Origin of the sequence: Hyphomonas beringensis (assembly GCF_000682755.1) — a bacterium.
GTDB lineage: Bacteria > Pseudomonadota > Alphaproteobacteria > Caulobacterales > Hyphomonadaceae > Hyphomonas > Hyphomonas beringensis.
In genome coordinates this window covers 95,510-110,104 of sequence record NZ_AWFF01000026.1, presented here as the reverse complement: position 1 = coordinate 110,104, position 14,595 = coordinate 95,510, and the positions used below count along the sequence as shown (strand labels likewise).

Genomic DNA, 14,595 nt, shown 5'->3' with positions numbered 1-14,595 from the left:
GGGCGGAGGGTTTGGGGACTGTGCCCTCTCATCTCCCGATCATGCCGCAGATACCTGCGAAGGCAGGTATCCAGAGAGCGGTCCCAAGGCTCATGAGGATCGTGTCCATGATGGAATGCCTGCCTGCGCAGGCATCTACGGGGGGAGAGGGTGGGGCTGTATCCGCCGAAGTTTGTTCCTGCCGCCCTGGACCCCGGCCTGCGCCGGGGTGAGCGGAAGAGTGGGAAGTTTAGTTCGCAGTCATCCCGGAATTTGCGTCAGCAAATATCCGGGACCCAGTTCATGTTTCACAGCCGCGTCTGGGTCCCGGATAAACGCTTGCGCGTTTTCCGGGATGACAAAGCCAGAGATACACATGTAAGGCGCACCTATGACCCGCCACGCTGCGACACTGGGCGCGCGGAAGAGTGGGCAGCCTATGCCACATACTTCAGACCTGTTGGCTTATCCCTAACTCATCCACCGCAGTACGCGTGGTTCGATCGGGTTTGAAAACGCACGGTCTTCGGTTCGGCACTCTGTCCACTCACGTTTCAGGCGTTGGTACCATTTGGCCTGGACGTCGATGTCGTCGATCCAGAGCATGGCTTTCTGGTGGGCCATGCCTTCATTCTGAAGGTCGACCATCTCCCGGTCCTGCGACAGGAATTTACGGGCCATGGGCTTGGCAATCGGCACGGCGAGGTGCAGCAGCGGCGCGCCGGTCCACCAGGTGAACTGGGTGATCCGTGTACGTTTCGGAGCCTCTGGCGTAAGGCAGGTGAGCGTCAGCAGGCGCGCGGTATCATTGGAAATGATTTCCCAGCGATAGCCGGGCAGCTGGAACCGGATTTCGGTTTCCACCTTGCCGCCGAACACCCAGCGATAAAGCTTTGAATTCGAACTTGGCTGGTGGCGGTCAATCGCCCAGCCGCGATCCGTCGGTCCGAAGGGCTTTTCCTTCAGCTTCAGCCCGGCCGATGGCGGGCGCCACCACCATTGATTGTGCACGAACGGCACGTGCGCCGGGTCCATCAGGCCAACGACCGCATCATCCATATGCGCATTGAACACGTCATGGATGACAAAGCCCGGCTTTTCCGGCAGCGGGCCGAATTCTGGTGGCGGCACGGCGGGGGGCGCGTCGCTGCGCGGATTGTGCGCGACATAGAGATAGACCGCGCCGCTCGCCTCATGCACCGGATAGCGGCGCACTTTGACGCGGGAGGGATCATACGGGCTGTCATCGGTCAGGCTGGGCATATGCTTGCAGCCGCCATCTGTGCCGAACCGCCAGCCATGATAGGGGCATTGCAGCGTCCACTCACCCTCGGTTTCGATTTGCTGGCCGGCAGACAGCGGCACCAGGCGGTGGGGGCAGATGTCGCGCAGGGCGAACGCCTCCCCTGCCGGGGTGCGGCCGACGACGACCGGCTCACCCAGTACCATGATGCGCTGCTGCTTACCGGCTTTCAACTCATCCGACGGGGCGGCGAGATACCAGCAATCCGTCAGAAAGCCATCATCATTGATGCCGGTTTTATCTGTCGATGCGGAAGCCGCCTGTTGCGGCGCAGAGGAAGAGGAGTCAGCCATGCGCCCTGCTTACACCCGGGCCGGGCATAGGAAAACCCGGTCTGACACGTAGGCCAGACCGGGTTCCCCACTTCGATTCACCGGCCTGCCTTCCGGAGAACCGCACTCTGGTCACGCGGCTTATGCGGCCACGCGGTTGATTCCCCCTTCGGCGAGCTGGGACATTTCCCGGTCACCCGAATAGGTATTGTCGAGGCAGACCTGCAGCTTCTTCGCGTCGTCTTCCAGGCCGAGACGGCGGGCATAGGCCACAACCGTGCCGTAACCGGCGAGCGCGTAGTGCGTCATGCGCTGATATTGCGAGATGATGGACGCGTCGCGAACGTCCGAATCGGCAATATCGGCGTCGATGGCGTGGGCTTTAGCCTCTTTCACCAGGCCTTCCATGCCCTGACAGAACTCTCCCTTTGGGTCTGCCTTGTGCTGGCGAAGCAGGCCTTCGACGGCCTCGATGCCATCATCAATGCCAGTCACACCGCGCTTCAGCGCGTCTTGCAGATCATTATTATGGGCCTTTTGCTGCAGCCGTTCCGTCACCTTCTTTGATTGACGGTTAGCGCTGTAAAGGTCCTGAAGTTGGTCGATATACAGATCTTGGAGTGTCTGAATGCTCATGGGGCGTCTCCTTCTTGATTGCGTACACATTAACAATGGGGGAGACCGGCCATCGTTCCGAGAATTGCCGGATATTAATGGAAATCCGCATGAATTCGCGCTTTCGGGGCATTTCCCCGCCCTGCGCATGAAGGAGAGTGCTTCCCGCAGGCCCAAAGCGCGGCTATATCCCGCCCATGACACCACGTGACAAAATCCGGAATTTTTCCATCATCGCCCATATCGACCACGGCAAGTCGACGCTGGCGGATCGCCTGATCCAGACCTGCGGCGGCCTGACTGTCCGCGAGATGAAGGAACAGGTGCTCGACTCGATGGACATCGAGAAAGAGCGCGGCATCACCATCAAGGCACAGACCGTGCGCCTGAACTATACGGCCGCAGACGGCGAGACCTATGTGCTGAACCTGATGGATACGCCGGGGCATGTGGACTTCTCCTATGAGGTCAGCCGCTGCCTGGCGGCGTGTGAGGGCTCTCTGCTGGTGGTCGACGCCTCTCAGGGCGTGGAAGCGCAGACGCTGGCGAACGTCTATCAGGCGATCGATCAGGACCATGAAATCTTGCCCGTGCTCAACAAGGTTGACCTGCCAGCCGCAGATGTGGGCCGGGTGAAAGAACAGATCGAGGATGTCATCGGGCTGGATGCGTCCGACGCGCTGGAAATCTCCGCCAAGACCGGCCTCGGCGTGCCGGACGTGCTGGAAGCCATCGTGAAGCGCCTGCCCCCGCCCCCGACGGGCGACGCGGACAAGCCGCTGAAGGCCGCACTGGTGGATGCCTATTACGACCCGTATCTGGGCGTCGTCGTCATCGTGCGCGTGCATGATGGCGTGCTGAAGAAGAAACAAAAGGTCCGCATGATGCGCACCGGCGCGACCTATGAGGTCGACAAGGTGGGTGTGTTCGGCCCGAAACCGGTTGATGTGGACGAGCTGGGGCCCGGCGAAGTCGGCTTCCTCGTCGCCTCGATCAAGGAAGTGGCCGACACGGCGGTCGGTGATACGATCACGGAAGAAAAGCGCCAGACCGACACGCCCCTGCCCGGCTATAAGGAAGTGGTGCCGGTCGTGTTCTGCGGCCTGTTCCCGGTTGATGCGGCAGACTTTGACGATCTGCGCGCGGCCATGGGCAAGCTGCGCCTCAATGATGCGAGCTTTACGTGGGAGATGGAAACCTCTGCCGCGCTGGGCATGGGCTTTCGCTGCGGCTTCCTGGGCCTGCTGCACCTGGAAATCATTCAGGAGCGCCTCAGCCGCGAATTTGATCTGGACCTGATCGCCACCGCACCGAGCGTTGTCTATGAAATGACGATGACGGACGGTGAAGAGATCGAGCTGCACAATCCGGCAGACATGCCGGAAGTGACCAAGATCAAGGAAATCCGCGAACCGTGGATCGACGCAACCATCTACACGCCGGATGAATATCTGGGCGCCATTCTGAAGCTGTGCCAGGACCGGCGCGGCGTTCAGAAAGAGCTGTCCTATGTCGGCGGGCGCGCCATGGTGAAATACGAATTGCCGCTGAACGAAGTGGTGTTCGACTTCTACGACCGCCTGAAATCCATCAGCCGTGGCTATGCGAGCTTTGATTATGAGATCATCGGCCACCGTGCCGAGAACCTCGTGAAGCTGCAGATCCTGGTGAATGATGACCCGGTGGACGCGCTGGCCATGCTGGTGCACCGCGACCGCGCGGAAAGCCGTGGCCGCCAGATGTGCGAGCGCCTGAAGGATCTGATCCCGCGCCAGATGTTCAAGATCCCGATCCAGGCCGCCATTGGCGGCAAGGTGATCGCGCGCGAGACGCTCAGCGCCCTGAGAAAAGACGTAACGGCGAAATGCTATGGCGGTGACGCCAGCCGGAAGCGGAAACTGCTGGACAAGCAGGCCGCGGGCAAGAAGCGCATGCGCCAGTTCGGTAAGGTGGAAATCCCGCAGGAAGCCTTCGTCGCAGCCCTGCGGATGGATGGGGATTAGGGCGTAGCTTCCCGGTCCTGTTCCTATCGATCACGGTCATAGGTAATGATGGGCTCTATCGAGAACTGGGTAGAGCACTGCGTTTGCACGCCATCATCTGTGACAGTGCGCAGCGTCCTCTGCAAGGCACCACCGGTTTTGGTGACATAGGAGTTATCCTCACCCGGAGTTTTATCCAGCCCAAATCCGCGCGTTTCAAAGTACACTGTGCCGTCGACTCGCCTGATTTCGTTTTTACGGCTGCACCCCATATTTGGCCCTCTGTCTCCGGCGCCGGCCTTTACCCCCTGGGCCGCCAGCACTTTTTCTCGCAAGTCCCCTGCAGCGATCGCATCAAACGTGCCGGGGACAAGCAGATCAAAATAGGAATATGTGCAACCCCCTGTCCCGGGGCTGTGCGTGACCTGCACAAGACGTTCGTCAACTCCATCCGCATTCACATCAATATCGATGTAAGGCCCGATATAATGGTCTCCCGGATGCGCACGCGTTCCTTCTCTTCGGTCGACGTCCAGAAGGTCTTCATTCTCTCGCAGAGCCGATGCTGCCTCTTGCGACATCTTTTCTTCGCCCGTCACAATATTGGCCTCATCGCGAATGATGGAAGCACACATCCTATCTCCGCGAGCACTACGAGGGTCTGATATGTATCGTTCACGCACGCGATTATCAAAGGCGCACACCATGGAGTCCTGATCGGTAATGGACTTCAAAAACAAGCCCGTTGCCCGGGAATGTATTGTGCCCGGAGAACCATATTCAACAGCAGCCTCAACTTTTGCGAGACCGCCCTCCAGCGGCAAGAGACCTACAGGCTCATCATATTGAGGAGGTTCAGGAAAAATCTCCGGATGGCTTTCTCTGGCTGCTTGCGTGCTGCCAACAGGAAATATGAACGTGCTGTATGCATTGAAGCAGCGCTCTAACTCTGTGTGCGTCTCATCTGTGTAGCATTCCGGGTAACTGCCCATGCGCCGATACCCTTTCCCATCCTCACGTGGCATCAGTACAGACCGAACGGTCCACTTCCTTATGAACGGCGCTGCGGCGCGGCCAGACATGCCAGTCGACAGGAATTTGTGCTCCTCTGCCGCAATCTCCGCGATGCGCTCACAGAAAGTCGCAGGTAATGTCGGTGTCTCTTCTGCTGGCGCCAAACCAGCAATGCCCAAGGCGATGCCGCCTGTAATCAACCCACGCAGCATGACACCTCCATAAGCAACGAAAAATTCTACTTCATGGAGACTATCACAGTACCCTTTCATGGAAAGGGGGTAATCCGACAGTATTGCACTCTATTCGCGATCAGCCTTCAGCGGCCTTATCCAGTTCGGCAAGGTGGAAATCCCGCAGGAGGCCTTCGTGGCCGCGCTGCGGATGGATGGGGATTAAAACCCCATCCGTTCTGCCTATGGCAGTTCGCAGGTCTGGCCGACCTGTTCATAGGGGCGGTTGCACGTCCAGCCGTCGCCGCCATAATTGACATGCGCGTTTTCAGGCACCTGGACGGCAACGCATTGGTCGCCTTCCTTGGTATAGCCACGATCACAATCCCATCTATAGCCATAGGAACTGCTGGTGAGAAAGCCATTGGCAGGCACGATTATCTCGTCACAACGATCATGATTGGCGACATAGCCATGGGCGCATTCCCACCCAACGCCATATTCCGTATCCGTCAGATAGGCATTGTCCGGCACCTGAATCTTCAGGCAATCGGTCCCGTCCGAGGAATAGCCGCGATCACATGACCAGCTGGTGCCGAAGGAATCGAGATAGCCATGCTGAGGCACAGCGATCAACTGGCACTTCATCCCCTTACGGACGTACCCATAGTCACATTCCCAACCCCGGCCATAGGCCGTGTCAGTGGCATAGCCATGTTGCGGAACGACCACTTTCTCACACTCAGTTGTTGTGGCGCGATACCCCATGTCGCACGCCCAGCCAGAGCCATAGGACTTGGACGAGGAATTCGCAGGAAGCGCTTCTTCTGCGCGGGCGGGCATTGCGAACGCAATCACCATCAACGTCAGAAAGCCAAGAATGCAGGCAAGTTGCAGCGTTACCCAGCGGGGCCAGTGCGGCCTCCCCCCGGCGCGATCATGGAGAGGAAGGGTCAGCTGAGACAGCTGTCTTGAAATGCCAGTGGCCATAGGGGCTCGTCCCGTTTCGGGGCACAAGAAAGATGCCCGGCGCAGCGCAGCCCTGACGGGCCCACAATGTGCAAATATTATGTGGCAGGCAGTCTGATGCCTTCTCAGCGCTTCCAGCCGGAACAGTGCGGCCAGGAACAGAATGAGCTTCGCTTCCACTCTGATGGATTAGACGTCTGATATGGGGCGCCGCGCGGCAATTACATCGCCTTCACGAAAATAAAGCCGCGTGCAAGGTCGCGATCAGCCCTCAGCGGCCTTATCCAGTTCGGCGATTTCGGCATCCAGCTGTCTGACCGAGCGATTGTTCAGCCAGATGATGCCATAGGCAACGCCGCCCATAATGGCGAGACTGAACAGGAAGCCCGGAAGTGCCAGAAGGAAGGGCAGACCCGTATCCGGCGCAAAAGATACACCGGCCACGAACAACAGGGCCCCGGGCAGGAAGGGCAGCAGATACCAGCGCCACACATTGGCAAGGGCGGCGCGCTGGCGCACCAGTTCCCTGCGGTGATAGCGGATCAGGCTGTCGGCCGCGTCGCCCCCCTGCCCCAGGCCGGACCCGGAATAGGTGTGCAGCTTCCAACTGACATAGAGTGCACCGATGATGGTGAGGACTGCGCCCAGCTTCACCACAGGCACGGGGATCAGGATCGCCATCCAGCCGAAAATGCCGATAACCACAAGCGCGGCCAGGTATTCCGTCATGTTGCGCATACGAAGGCTGGACTGGAATTTGCGCGCACGATTGCGCAGCTCATCCGGAGAAAGGCTGAAGGGCTCCACCGGCTGGGCGGCCCAGAGTTTTTGCAGGCTGTCGCGATCAGGCATTGTCTGCCTCCTGAAAATCCTTGGTGAGGTGTGTCTTGAGACGCGAAATACGGGTGGCGATGGCGCCAGGCGTCAGGCCGGTAATCTCGGCAATCTCTGCGGCGCTGAGGTCTTCAAGATAAAGTGTCATGATCTGGCGGTCTGGCGATTTTAGCCGCCGGATCCAGGCCATGAGGCGCTCCAGAGCGTCGGCCTGTTCAAGGTCTGCCGAGAGGCTGCCCCCGTCCGGCATCTGATCAATGGCATCGAGCGTGACCGCCCCTCGGTTACGCCGCGTTTCGCGGTCCACATGGCTGGCGGCGACATTATGGGTGACGCGGTAGACCCATGTGCTGAGGCTGCACCGGCCATCGAACTGCGCAAAACTGCGCCAGATCGCAACGTGCATATCCTGAACAAGGTCTCTCTGGCGCTCGGCATTTGCCTCGGTTGCCCGCGCCAGACGCTGCATGGCCGGCCCGAAGGCATCCACCGCTTCGCGATAGAGCGTATCCTGATCCTGAGCGTGTTTCATATCCGGATAGTCCCCTGCCCGGCCTCTTTCTTACACATTCTGCGCAAAAAAATGCAGATCAAGGCGCGATCTTTCGCGTGCAGGCCGCGTCAGGCCGCCTGCGGGGAAGGCTTTCCAAACCGGGCCGGGGCGCTTACATGCCCGGCATGAGCAAGGCGCTGACCATATTGGGCATCGAGACAAGCTGCGATGAAACCGCGGCGGCCGTTCTGCGCCTGCAGGATGGGCAGGCAGAGCTGGTCTCCGATGTGATCCGCACGCAGCTGGAAGAACATGCGCCCTATCTGGGCGTGGTGCCAGAGATTGCCGCGCGGGCGCATGCGGAACTGGCGGACCTGACGGTCAAGGCGGCGATGCATGAGGCCGGGCTTTCCTATGCGGACCTGGACGGTGTGGCGGCAACCTCCGGCCCCGGCCTGATTGGCGGCGTGCTGGTCGGCATGATGACCGGCAAGGCGATCGCGCAGGCGGCCGGCAAACCCTTCGTCGCGGTGAACCATCTGGAAGGGCATGCGCTGAGCCCCCGCCTCGGCAATGACTGCCCCTTCCCTTATTTATTGCTGCTGGTTTCCGGCGGGCACTGCCAGTTTCTGGAGGTGCGCGGCCTGGGAGACTATCGCCGACTTGGCTCCACGATTGATGATGCCGTGGGCGAGGCCTTTGACAAGACCGCGAAGACGCTGGGGCTCGGCTTTCCGGGCGGTCCGGCGGTGGAGCGCCTTGCCGAAGGGGGCAATGCCGACGCATTTGACCTGCCCCGCCCCCTGCTGAACCGGCCCGGCCTGGACATGAGCTTTGCCGGCCTGAAGACCGCCGTCGCGCGCGCTGCAGAAGACGCGCCGCAAACGGAAGACCGCATGCGCGATCTCTGCGCGAGCTTTCAGAAGGCGGTGACGGATGTGCTGGCGGTGAAGGCTTCGCGCGCGCTGGAGGCGTTTGAGCCGGGCAAAGGCCAGGAGAAAAGATTCGTCGTTGCGGGCGGCGTCGCGGCCAACAAGGCCATCCGCGCGGCCCTGGAAACAGTTGCCGCCGAGGCCGGGGCGCGGCTGATTGCGCCGCCGCTGAGACATTGTACGGATAATGCCGCCATGATTGCGCTTGCGGGCGCGGAAAGACTGGCAGCGGGCCTCATCTCAGGAGAGGCCGGGGACCTTGGCGCCGGGGCGAGGCCGCGCTGGCCGCTGGATGAAGCGGCGGCGAACACCTCTCCCGTCTATGGAACGGGACGTCGGGGCGCCAAGGCCTGATAAGGCATCACGGGGCTTAAACCGTGTATTCTGCGAGCGCCACGACGGCTGCCAGCATGGCGATTGCCATGGGGAGGGCAGCGGCAAACGAGAACAGGGCCTGACGGGTTTCGGTTTTAGACAGGGTCATTTTTCAAGTCACTTTCAAGCAGGTGAACGGCAGACAGCACCGTCCATGCCCAGCATATAGCAAGCACCTGAATAAAAATCAATGAACGATTTCTATTTTATTCAGTCGTCATTTCATGTGCCGCTCCGGCACGGTCGCGCCCGTCGACAGCCCCGCCAGCAGCAAATTCATGACACCGGCCAGTTCCCGCTGCAGTTTCGGCAGGGTGAGATGGGAAAACATCTGCGGAAAACGGAATTTCATCAGGGATGCCTGGATCATCTCCGCAGTTTCTTCCTTATGCCCGATCGGGCGGAATTCGCCTGACTCTACGCCTTCTTCAAGGATCTGCACCAGATAGACCCGCTCCTGCGCGTATTGCTCATTCATGAAGAGCGGCCGCTCATCGCCCAGCGTCTGGGCCAGTTCGATCAGCTTGTCCTTTTCCTCCAGCGCCTCATAGGTGCGTGCCAGGCCAAACTCGAAAAAGCGCCGCAGCCGGTCAGCTGCGCTCGCCTTTTCACGACAAATACCTGCATAGGATTGATAGAGGTCGGCGTTGAACTTGCGGGCGATTGCCTCGGCGATGTCGAGCTTGGAAGCGAAGAAACGATAAATGTTGCCGGCGGACATATTACAGTCCTTGGCAATCTCGGACATCGTTGTCTTGGCATAGCCATAGTGCACGATGCGCTGCATGGCCGCCTCGACGATCTGCTGGCGGGTATCTGTTGTGTCACTCATTGCGCAAGCATACTCTCAGTTTCTGAAGGATCAATGATTCATTCAGTCCATTTTTTCCGTTCAGCAGATTGGATTGGATAGATCATTTGTGCCATAGCTTCGTTCGGTCTGATTTAGCCATGGAGACGATGACCTGATGCCCCTTTACTGCTTCAACTGCCGCGATGATGAAACCCATGGCGAAGCGCGCCGCACGGCCAACCGCCCCGCCCATCTGGAGTGGGCTGGCGCGCTGGGAGACCGCGTTCGCATGGCCGGCCCGCTGATGTCAGAGGATGGCCGCATGATCGGATCGCTTTGCCTGATTGAAGCCGAAAACCTGGCAGCGGCCAAAGAGCTGGGCCAACAGGACCCGTATGCCAAAGCAGGCGTGTTTGCAGATGTGCAAATCACGGAAGTGAAATGGGTGCTCGGAGCTGGAAAGCCCGCATGAGACAGCTGGTCCTCGGCAATCTGAACTATTCCAGCTGGTCGATCCGTCCCATGATGGTTGCCCGCAAGGTGGGCCTGCCCGTTGAGGAAGTGATCGTGCCGCTGGATTTCCCGGACACGTCCGCAAAGCTGAAAGAGATCAGCCCGACGGCGAAGGTGCCCCTGCTGATCTGGGATGATGTGACCGTGTGGGAGAGCCTGGCGATCACGGAGTGGATTGCCGAATGGGCCCCGGCTGGCGACGTGTGGCCGGAAGATAGCACGAAGCGCGCGATTGGCCGCGCCGTGGCCGGAGAGATGCATGCCGGTTTCCCTGCCCTGCGCAAGGCGTGCCCGATGGACATTCGCGGCCGTGAGGAAACCCCGCACATGACCGAAGCGTTGGAGTCCGATATTGCGCGCATACAGAGCATGTTCAGCAATCTTCGCGCGCAATATGGCGACGGAGGTGACTTTCTGTTCGGAAAATGGAGCGCGGCTGATGCGTTTTACCTGCCCGTGGTAACACGCTTTCGCACTTATGGGCTGGAGCTGACCGGTGCGGCGAAAGACTATTCTGACGCCGTTCTGGACGACCCGGATTTCAAGACATTGGAAAAACAGGCCGAAGCGGAACCCTGGTGGATCAAATACACAGCAGACGGACGCTCAAGCGGTTATCTCAAGACGGAAAGCTGAGCAGATCATACCCTAGATCATGCCGGAACAATGTCTGGACATGATCTGAATAGATCTCCATCGCCTCCCCCGTGAACAGCTCCGCCAATTGGGTTTTCCGGTTTTGCAGAACATTGGGCTCTGCCTCAGGGTCCACCTTTTTTGCCATGGCCTCTTTTGTGCCCGCAGCCAGAGCGGCCTCAATCGCGGCGGGGGTAAGATCAAGGCCCCATTGGCAAGATACAGCTTCAAGAATGGCGCGTGGGTTCTTCTGGGTCTGCTCATAATGGACCAGCAGGATCGAGTCGGGATGCCGCGCATAAACATCCCCCCAGCGGTTCCAAAAACGGGCGAGCCAGTAGAGGTCGCAGCGATATTTTGATCCGCCGGGATCCCCCTTCAGATAGGTGATCCAGTCAACCTGGATGTCATATTCCCATTTGGCGTAATGGCTGGCCAGAATGGACATGGGATGGCGCACCGCCAGCACATAAGGCGGCAACCCGGCCAGGCTGCGTGCCCAGCCCATGTCTGCCAGATGGTGCGGAATTGTATGACTGAATGCCAGACGCGGCAGCTCAGGATATGTGACATCATCCTTGGGCCAACCAATGTAAGGTCGAACCGCATTCTCCGAAAAATAGTACGGACACGGAATTCCATACGTTTCCGCCAGAGCGACAGCCAGCATGTATTTCAGCCAATGCGTGCCGGAATTCTTGGACGTCACCAGTATCCCGTCGAAACGACCATGGCGCAAAATGGAAAAATTTGTCCACGCCTCATTCAAGGCCTTGGCGCGATATTCGGTTGGGAGACGATTTGGCATCACGTCTGACATATTATTCCTTGATCGCCGTGGCAACTCGTCACGACACGAAATAGTCTCAGGTCTTCAGCCCTGCCCTATCTCTGAACACCTGCAGCATGGCCAGCTGCTCGCGCGTTGGGACACCCTCCGCCTCTGATACGGCAACCAGCATGGCATCCAGATCAATCACTTCCTTGGGGCCAAGTTGTGGTGCACTGACGATCAGCTGGCTCAGCTTGCGCATGGTCTGGCGAGGATCCGGCGCTGTATTGGTCACCCAGGCAGCATGGGCAGACAGCTCCTCAGCCTCAGTCAGGGTAAAGTTGAAATGCTGCATGATCTCTTCATTCAGAACGCGCGCCTGGGCCTCGGTCAGTGGCCCGCCGCGGGCCCGCGCCACTTCCATCATCATGATGGCGGCGGCCTCTCTCGGGTCACTAATCAGGCTGATGCCGTTCTGACTGGCCTTGTAGCGAAAGGCAAAGCGGCGCGGCGCATTGGCAACTGTTCGGGCGGCGTCCATCGACATCCTGGCCCCCTGGCGCGCCATATGAATGCGCCAGGACCACGCCCCGATGGCGGTCAGAATACCCAGGATGAGGATCAGGAACTGCATCCGGCATGTGTAGCGCGGCCTTGATAGCCGCGCCACATCAAAGTCAAACGCCCTTATTCTTCCGCGGGCTGCGTCTCAGCCGGTTGGGCGGCATAGGCCTGGGCCAGGATATAGGCGCGGACGGTCTCAACCTCTTCCGGGGTCAACTCGTCTGCAAATGAGACCATGCCATTGGCGGCCAGGGTTCCGTCAATGACAACGCCCTTGAAGGCATCCTGATTGCCGGTAATCGCCGACCAGCGCAGATCCGGCAGCACACCGGAGCTGACCGCCAGAGGGCCATGGCAGACCGCGCAATTGCGGGCGTAATGGATCGAGCCCTCGGCAATCATGGTTTCATCACCGAACGCCTCCCCTTTCGGCGTCTTGTCGATCATCGGGAAGTCAGGATCGGCAATCTCGGCCGTTCCACCCAGCTTGAAGGTGACGACCTTGCCGACGGTGGACGGCACAGCCTCGTCATACCCAAAGCCTGCTGCCAGCGCGAAGGCACTGCCCCAGCCGGTGGTGATGGTGACGTATTGCTCGCCATCAATCATGTATGTGCCCGGCCCGGATGCGCCGCCTGCTTTCAGATCATGGCTCCACAATTTGTCACCGGTGGCCGCATCATAGGCTGCAAACTCCCCGGTCAGCTTGCCCTGGAAGACCAGGCCGCCAGCCGTGGAGAGGACGCCGCCATTCCAGGCATTCTCATGCTCAACCGTCCAACGCGGAGCACGCGCAACCGGATCCCACGCAATGAGCCGGCCTTTCAGGGTGGCGCGCAGCATCTTGGCGACTTCCGGCGGTGCAATCGGTGGCACGCCCGCGGAGAAGTCCGCGCCGGTATTCCAGCCGACAGGATCAGACTCAAAGCGGCTATCGCGCGCATAGGCCTGCGGAATTTCCTGCGCCGGAATGTAGGCAAGGTTCAGATCCGGATCGAACGCCATCGGGTGCCAGTTATGGCCGCCCAGCGGGCCTGGCGTCTGCAAATAGGGCGTATCACCATAACGCGCGTCTGCGATTTCGACCGGCCGGCCATTCTCGTCGAGGCCGGTGGCCCAGTTTACGGGCACATAGGCATCGCCGGAAATAAACTCACCCGTCTCGGCATCAATCACATAGAAAAAGCCATTCTTCGGGGCCTGCATGGCGACGCGCCGGGTCTCCCCGTCTTCGCCAACCGGAAGATCCGCCAGAATGATGCTCTGCGTGGCGGTATAGTCCCAATTGTCGCCCGGAGTGGTCTGGAAGTGCCATTTGTATTCGCCGGTCGCGGCATCGACCGCGACAATGGAAGACAGGAACAGATTGTCCCCGCCGGACGGGTCGCGATAGGTGCGGTTCCAGGGCGAGCCATTGCCGACGCCGAAGATGATCTGATCATTCACATCATCATAGACAATGGAATCCCAGACCGTGCCGCCACCCCCATCGGTAACCCATGCGCCATCATCGCCCCAGGTGACATTGCCGACCTGTTCAAAGGCAGAGTCTGACGCTTCGCCATCCGGCTGCTTTTCAGGATTGGGGACGGTGTAAAACCGCCAGACTTGGTCGCCGGTCTCGGCATCATAGGCGGACAGATAACCGCGTACGCCGAGTTCCGCTCCGCCATTACCGATCAGAACCTTGCCATTCGCAACGCGCGGCGCGCCGGTGATGGTGTAAGGCTTGGACTGGTCGACCGTGACCGTGCTCCAGACGCGTTCACCCGTCTTGGCGTCCAGCGCTTCCAGACGGCCATCGATGACGCCGACATAGATCTTGCCATCATAGACGGCGACCCCGCGGTTCACGACATCGCAGCAGGCATTCACGCCGACAGACTTGTCCACTTCAGGATCATAGACCCATAGCTCTTCCCCCGTCTGGGCGTCCAGCGCGTAGACGATGGACCAGGCGGAGGTGACATACATGACGCCATCGACGACAATCGGTGTCGATTCCACGCCGCGATTTGTGGCGAGGTCATATGTCCACGCCACGCCGAGATCGCCGACTGTTTCCTTGCTGACCTGGGTCAGTGTAGAATGGCGCTGCTCATCATATGTGCCGCCATAGGTCAGCCACTCATCGCCGCCACTGGCATCTTTGATGCGCGCCGTGTGGACGGACGCGAAGGCCTCCGTCTCGGCTGGTGCCTCTGGTGTTTGATTTGTTTCGGTTTTTGCCTGCCCGCAGGCGGCTAGGATTGCGAGCGATGCCCCCGCAATCAAGGTAGACTGCCAAGTCCTCATGGCCGTTTCTCTCCCCGTTGATTTTCATATAGGGCGGTCTGATGCCGCCTTTACAGAAGATGCTAGAGGATGGCCGCAGAT

Annotated in this window: 14 protein-coding genes; 4 read left to right on the top strand and 10 right to left on the bottom strand. The window is 59.6% G+C overall.

Annotation, left to right across the window (positions count from 1 at the left end):
* Positions 1-450 precede the first annotated feature (450 nt).
* Positions 451-1,575, bottom strand: coding sequence for an aromatic ring-hydroxylating oxygenase subunit alpha (locus HY29_RS04225; RefSeq protein ID WP_034792833.1), 1,125 nt, complete (start codon positions 1,573-1,575; stop codon positions 451-453).
* 120 nt (positions 1,576-1,695) lie between these two features.
* Positions 1,696-2,190 (bottom strand): YciE/YciF ferroxidase family protein, encoded by a 495-nt coding sequence (locus tag HY29_RS04220; RefSeq protein WP_034792831.1) that lies wholly within the window; start codon positions 2,188-2,190, stop codon positions 1,696-1,698.
* 176 nt (positions 2,191-2,366) lie between these two features.
* Here HY29_RS04220 and lepA point away from each other — a divergent pair, with 176 nt between their 5' ends.
* On the top strand, positions 2,367-4,172 hold the full coding sequence (lepA, locus tag HY29_RS04215; RefSeq protein ID WP_034792911.1) for a translation elongation factor 4: 1,806 nt from the start codon (positions 2,367-2,369) through the stop codon (positions 4,170-4,172).
* A gap of 23 nt (positions 4,173-4,195) precedes the next feature.
* Here the strand turns inward: lepA and HY29_RS04210 are convergent, their stop codons facing one another.
* From HY29_RS04210 to HY29_RS04195, 4 genes are all read right to left on the bottom strand, one after another.
* A complete protein-coding gene (locus tag HY29_RS04210; RefSeq protein ID WP_034792829.1) occupies positions 4,196-5,377 on the bottom strand; it encodes a hypothetical protein in 1,182 nt (393 codons plus the stop codon).
* Between the two features lie 204 nt (positions 5,378-5,581).
* Positions 5,582-6,328 (bottom strand): hypothetical protein, encoded by a 747-nt coding sequence (locus tag HY29_RS04205; RefSeq protein ID WP_051601120.1) that lies wholly within the window; start codon positions 6,326-6,328, stop codon positions 5,582-5,584.
* A gap of 243 nt (positions 6,329-6,571) precedes the next feature.
* Positions 6,572-7,159 carry a hypothetical protein gene (locus tag HY29_RS04200; RefSeq protein WP_034792827.1) on the bottom strand — a complete coding sequence of 196 codons (588 nt, stop codon included), beginning with the start codon at positions 7,157-7,159 and terminating at the stop codon, positions 6,572-6,574.
* The gene (locus tag HY29_RS04195) at positions 7,152-7,673 is read right to left on the bottom strand and encodes an RNA polymerase sigma factor (RefSeq protein ID WP_034792825.1); all 522 of its coding nucleotides are present in this window, start codon (positions 7,671-7,673) and stop codon (positions 7,152-7,154) included. The genes HY29_RS04200 and HY29_RS04195 overlap by 8 nt, the downstream gene beginning before the upstream one ends.
* A gap of 137 nt (positions 7,674-7,810) precedes the next feature.
* Here HY29_RS04195 and tsaD point away from each other — a divergent pair, with 137 nt between their 5' ends.
* Positions 7,811-8,920 (top strand): tRNA (adenosine(37)-N6)-threonylcarbamoyltransferase complex transferase subunit TsaD, encoded by a 1,110-nt coding sequence (gene tsaD / locus HY29_RS04190; protein ID WP_034792823.1) that lies wholly within the window; start codon positions 7,811-7,813, stop codon positions 8,918-8,920.
* Positions 8,921-9,158: 238 nt separating this feature from the next.
* On the opposite strand, the gene HY29_RS04185 is transcribed toward tsaD, so the two are convergent.
* The gene (locus HY29_RS04185; protein WP_034792820.1) at positions 9,159-9,773 is read right to left on the bottom strand and encodes a TetR/AcrR family transcriptional regulator; all 615 of its coding nucleotides are present in this window, start codon (positions 9,771-9,773) and stop codon (positions 9,159-9,161) included.
* A 136-nt stretch (positions 9,774-9,909) separates the two neighbouring features.
* Here HY29_RS04185 and HY29_RS04180 point away from each other — a divergent pair, with 136 nt between their 5' ends.
* Together HY29_RS04180 and HY29_RS04175 are read left to right on the top strand one after the other, a co-directional pair.
* The gene (locus HY29_RS04180) at positions 9,910-10,206 is read left to right on the top strand and encodes a YciI family protein (protein ID WP_034792817.1); all 297 of its coding nucleotides are present in this window, start codon (positions 9,910-9,912) and stop codon (positions 10,204-10,206) included.
* Positions 10,203-10,883 (top strand): glutathione S-transferase family protein, encoded by a 681-nt coding sequence (locus tag HY29_RS04175; protein WP_051601119.1) that lies wholly within the window; start codon positions 10,203-10,205, stop codon positions 10,881-10,883. Before HY29_RS04180 ends, HY29_RS04175 begins: the two co-directional genes overlap by 4 nt.
* On the opposite strand, the gene HY29_RS04170 is transcribed toward HY29_RS04175, so the two are convergent.
* From HY29_RS04170 to HY29_RS04160, 3 genes are read right to left on the bottom strand one after another with little or no spacing between them, the layout of a single operon-like run.
* Positions 10,867-11,691 carry a sulfotransferase family protein gene (locus HY29_RS04170; protein WP_034792895.1) on the bottom strand — a complete coding sequence of 275 codons (825 nt, stop codon included), beginning with the start codon at positions 11,689-11,691 and terminating at the stop codon, positions 10,867-10,869. The genes HY29_RS04175 and HY29_RS04170 overlap by 17 nt on opposite strands.
* 58 nt (positions 11,692-11,749) lie before the next feature.
* Positions 11,750-12,289: a tellurite resistance TerB family protein gene (locus tag HY29_RS04165; RefSeq protein WP_034792814.1), complete on the bottom strand. Its 540-nt coding sequence runs from the start codon at positions 12,287-12,289 to the stop codon at positions 11,750-11,752.
* Between the two features lie 53 nt (positions 12,290-12,342).
* Positions 12,343-14,514, bottom strand: coding sequence for a PQQ-dependent dehydrogenase, methanol/ethanol family (locus HY29_RS04160; protein ID WP_034792812.1), 2,172 nt, complete (start codon positions 14,512-14,514; stop codon positions 12,343-12,345).
* Positions 14,515-14,595 lie beyond the last annotated feature (81 nt).

Bases quoted from the DNA above. Each gene is read 5' to 3' on its own strand.
- HY29_RS04225 (WP_034792833.1), bottom strand. From the start codon at position 1,575: ATGGCTGACTCCTCTTCCTCTGCGCCGCAACAGGCGGCTTCCGCATCG.
- HY29_RS04220 (WP_034792831.1), bottom strand. From the start codon at position 2,190: ATGAGCATTCAGACACTCCAAGATCTGTATATCGACCAACTTCAGGAC.
- lepA (WP_034792911.1), top strand. From the start codon at position 2,367: ATGACACCACGTGACAAAATCCGGAATTTTTCCATCATCGCCCATATC.
- HY29_RS04210 (WP_034792829.1), bottom strand. From the start codon at position 5,377: ATGCTGCGTGGGTTGATTACAGGCGGCATCGCCTTGGGCATTGCTGGT.
- HY29_RS04205 (WP_051601120.1), bottom strand. From the start codon at position 6,328: ATGGCCACTGGCATTTCAAGACAGCTGTCTCAGCTGACCCTTCCTCTC.
- HY29_RS04200 (WP_034792827.1), bottom strand. From the start codon at position 7,159: ATGCCTGATCGCGACAGCCTGCAAAAACTCTGGGCCGCCCAGCCGGTG.
- HY29_RS04195 (WP_034792825.1), bottom strand. From the start codon at position 7,673: ATGAAACACGCTCAGGATCAGGATACGCTCTATCGCGAAGCGGTGGAT.
- tsaD (WP_034792823.1), top strand. From the start codon at position 7,811: ATGCCCGGCATGAGCAAGGCGCTGACCATATTGGGCATCGAGACAAGC.
- HY29_RS04185 (WP_034792820.1), bottom strand. From the start codon at position 9,773: ATGAGTGACACAACAGATACCCGCCAGCAGATCGTCGAGGCGGCCATG.
- HY29_RS04180 (WP_034792817.1), top strand. From the start codon at position 9,910: ATGCCCCTTTACTGCTTCAACTGCCGCGATGATGAAACCCATGGCGAA.
- HY29_RS04175 (WP_051601119.1), top strand. From the start codon at position 10,203: ATGAGACAGCTGGTCCTCGGCAATCTGAACTATTCCAGCTGGTCGATC.
- HY29_RS04170 (WP_034792895.1), bottom strand. From the start codon at position 11,691: ATGCCAAATCGTCTCCCAACCGAATATCGCGCCAAGGCCTTGAATGAG.
- HY29_RS04165 (WP_034792814.1), bottom strand. From the start codon at position 12,289: ATGCAGTTCCTGATCCTCATCCTGGGTATTCTGACCGCCATCGGGGCG.
- HY29_RS04160 (WP_034792812.1), bottom strand. From the start codon at position 14,514: ATGAGGACTTGGCAGTCTACCTTGATTGCGGGGGCATCGCTCGCAATC.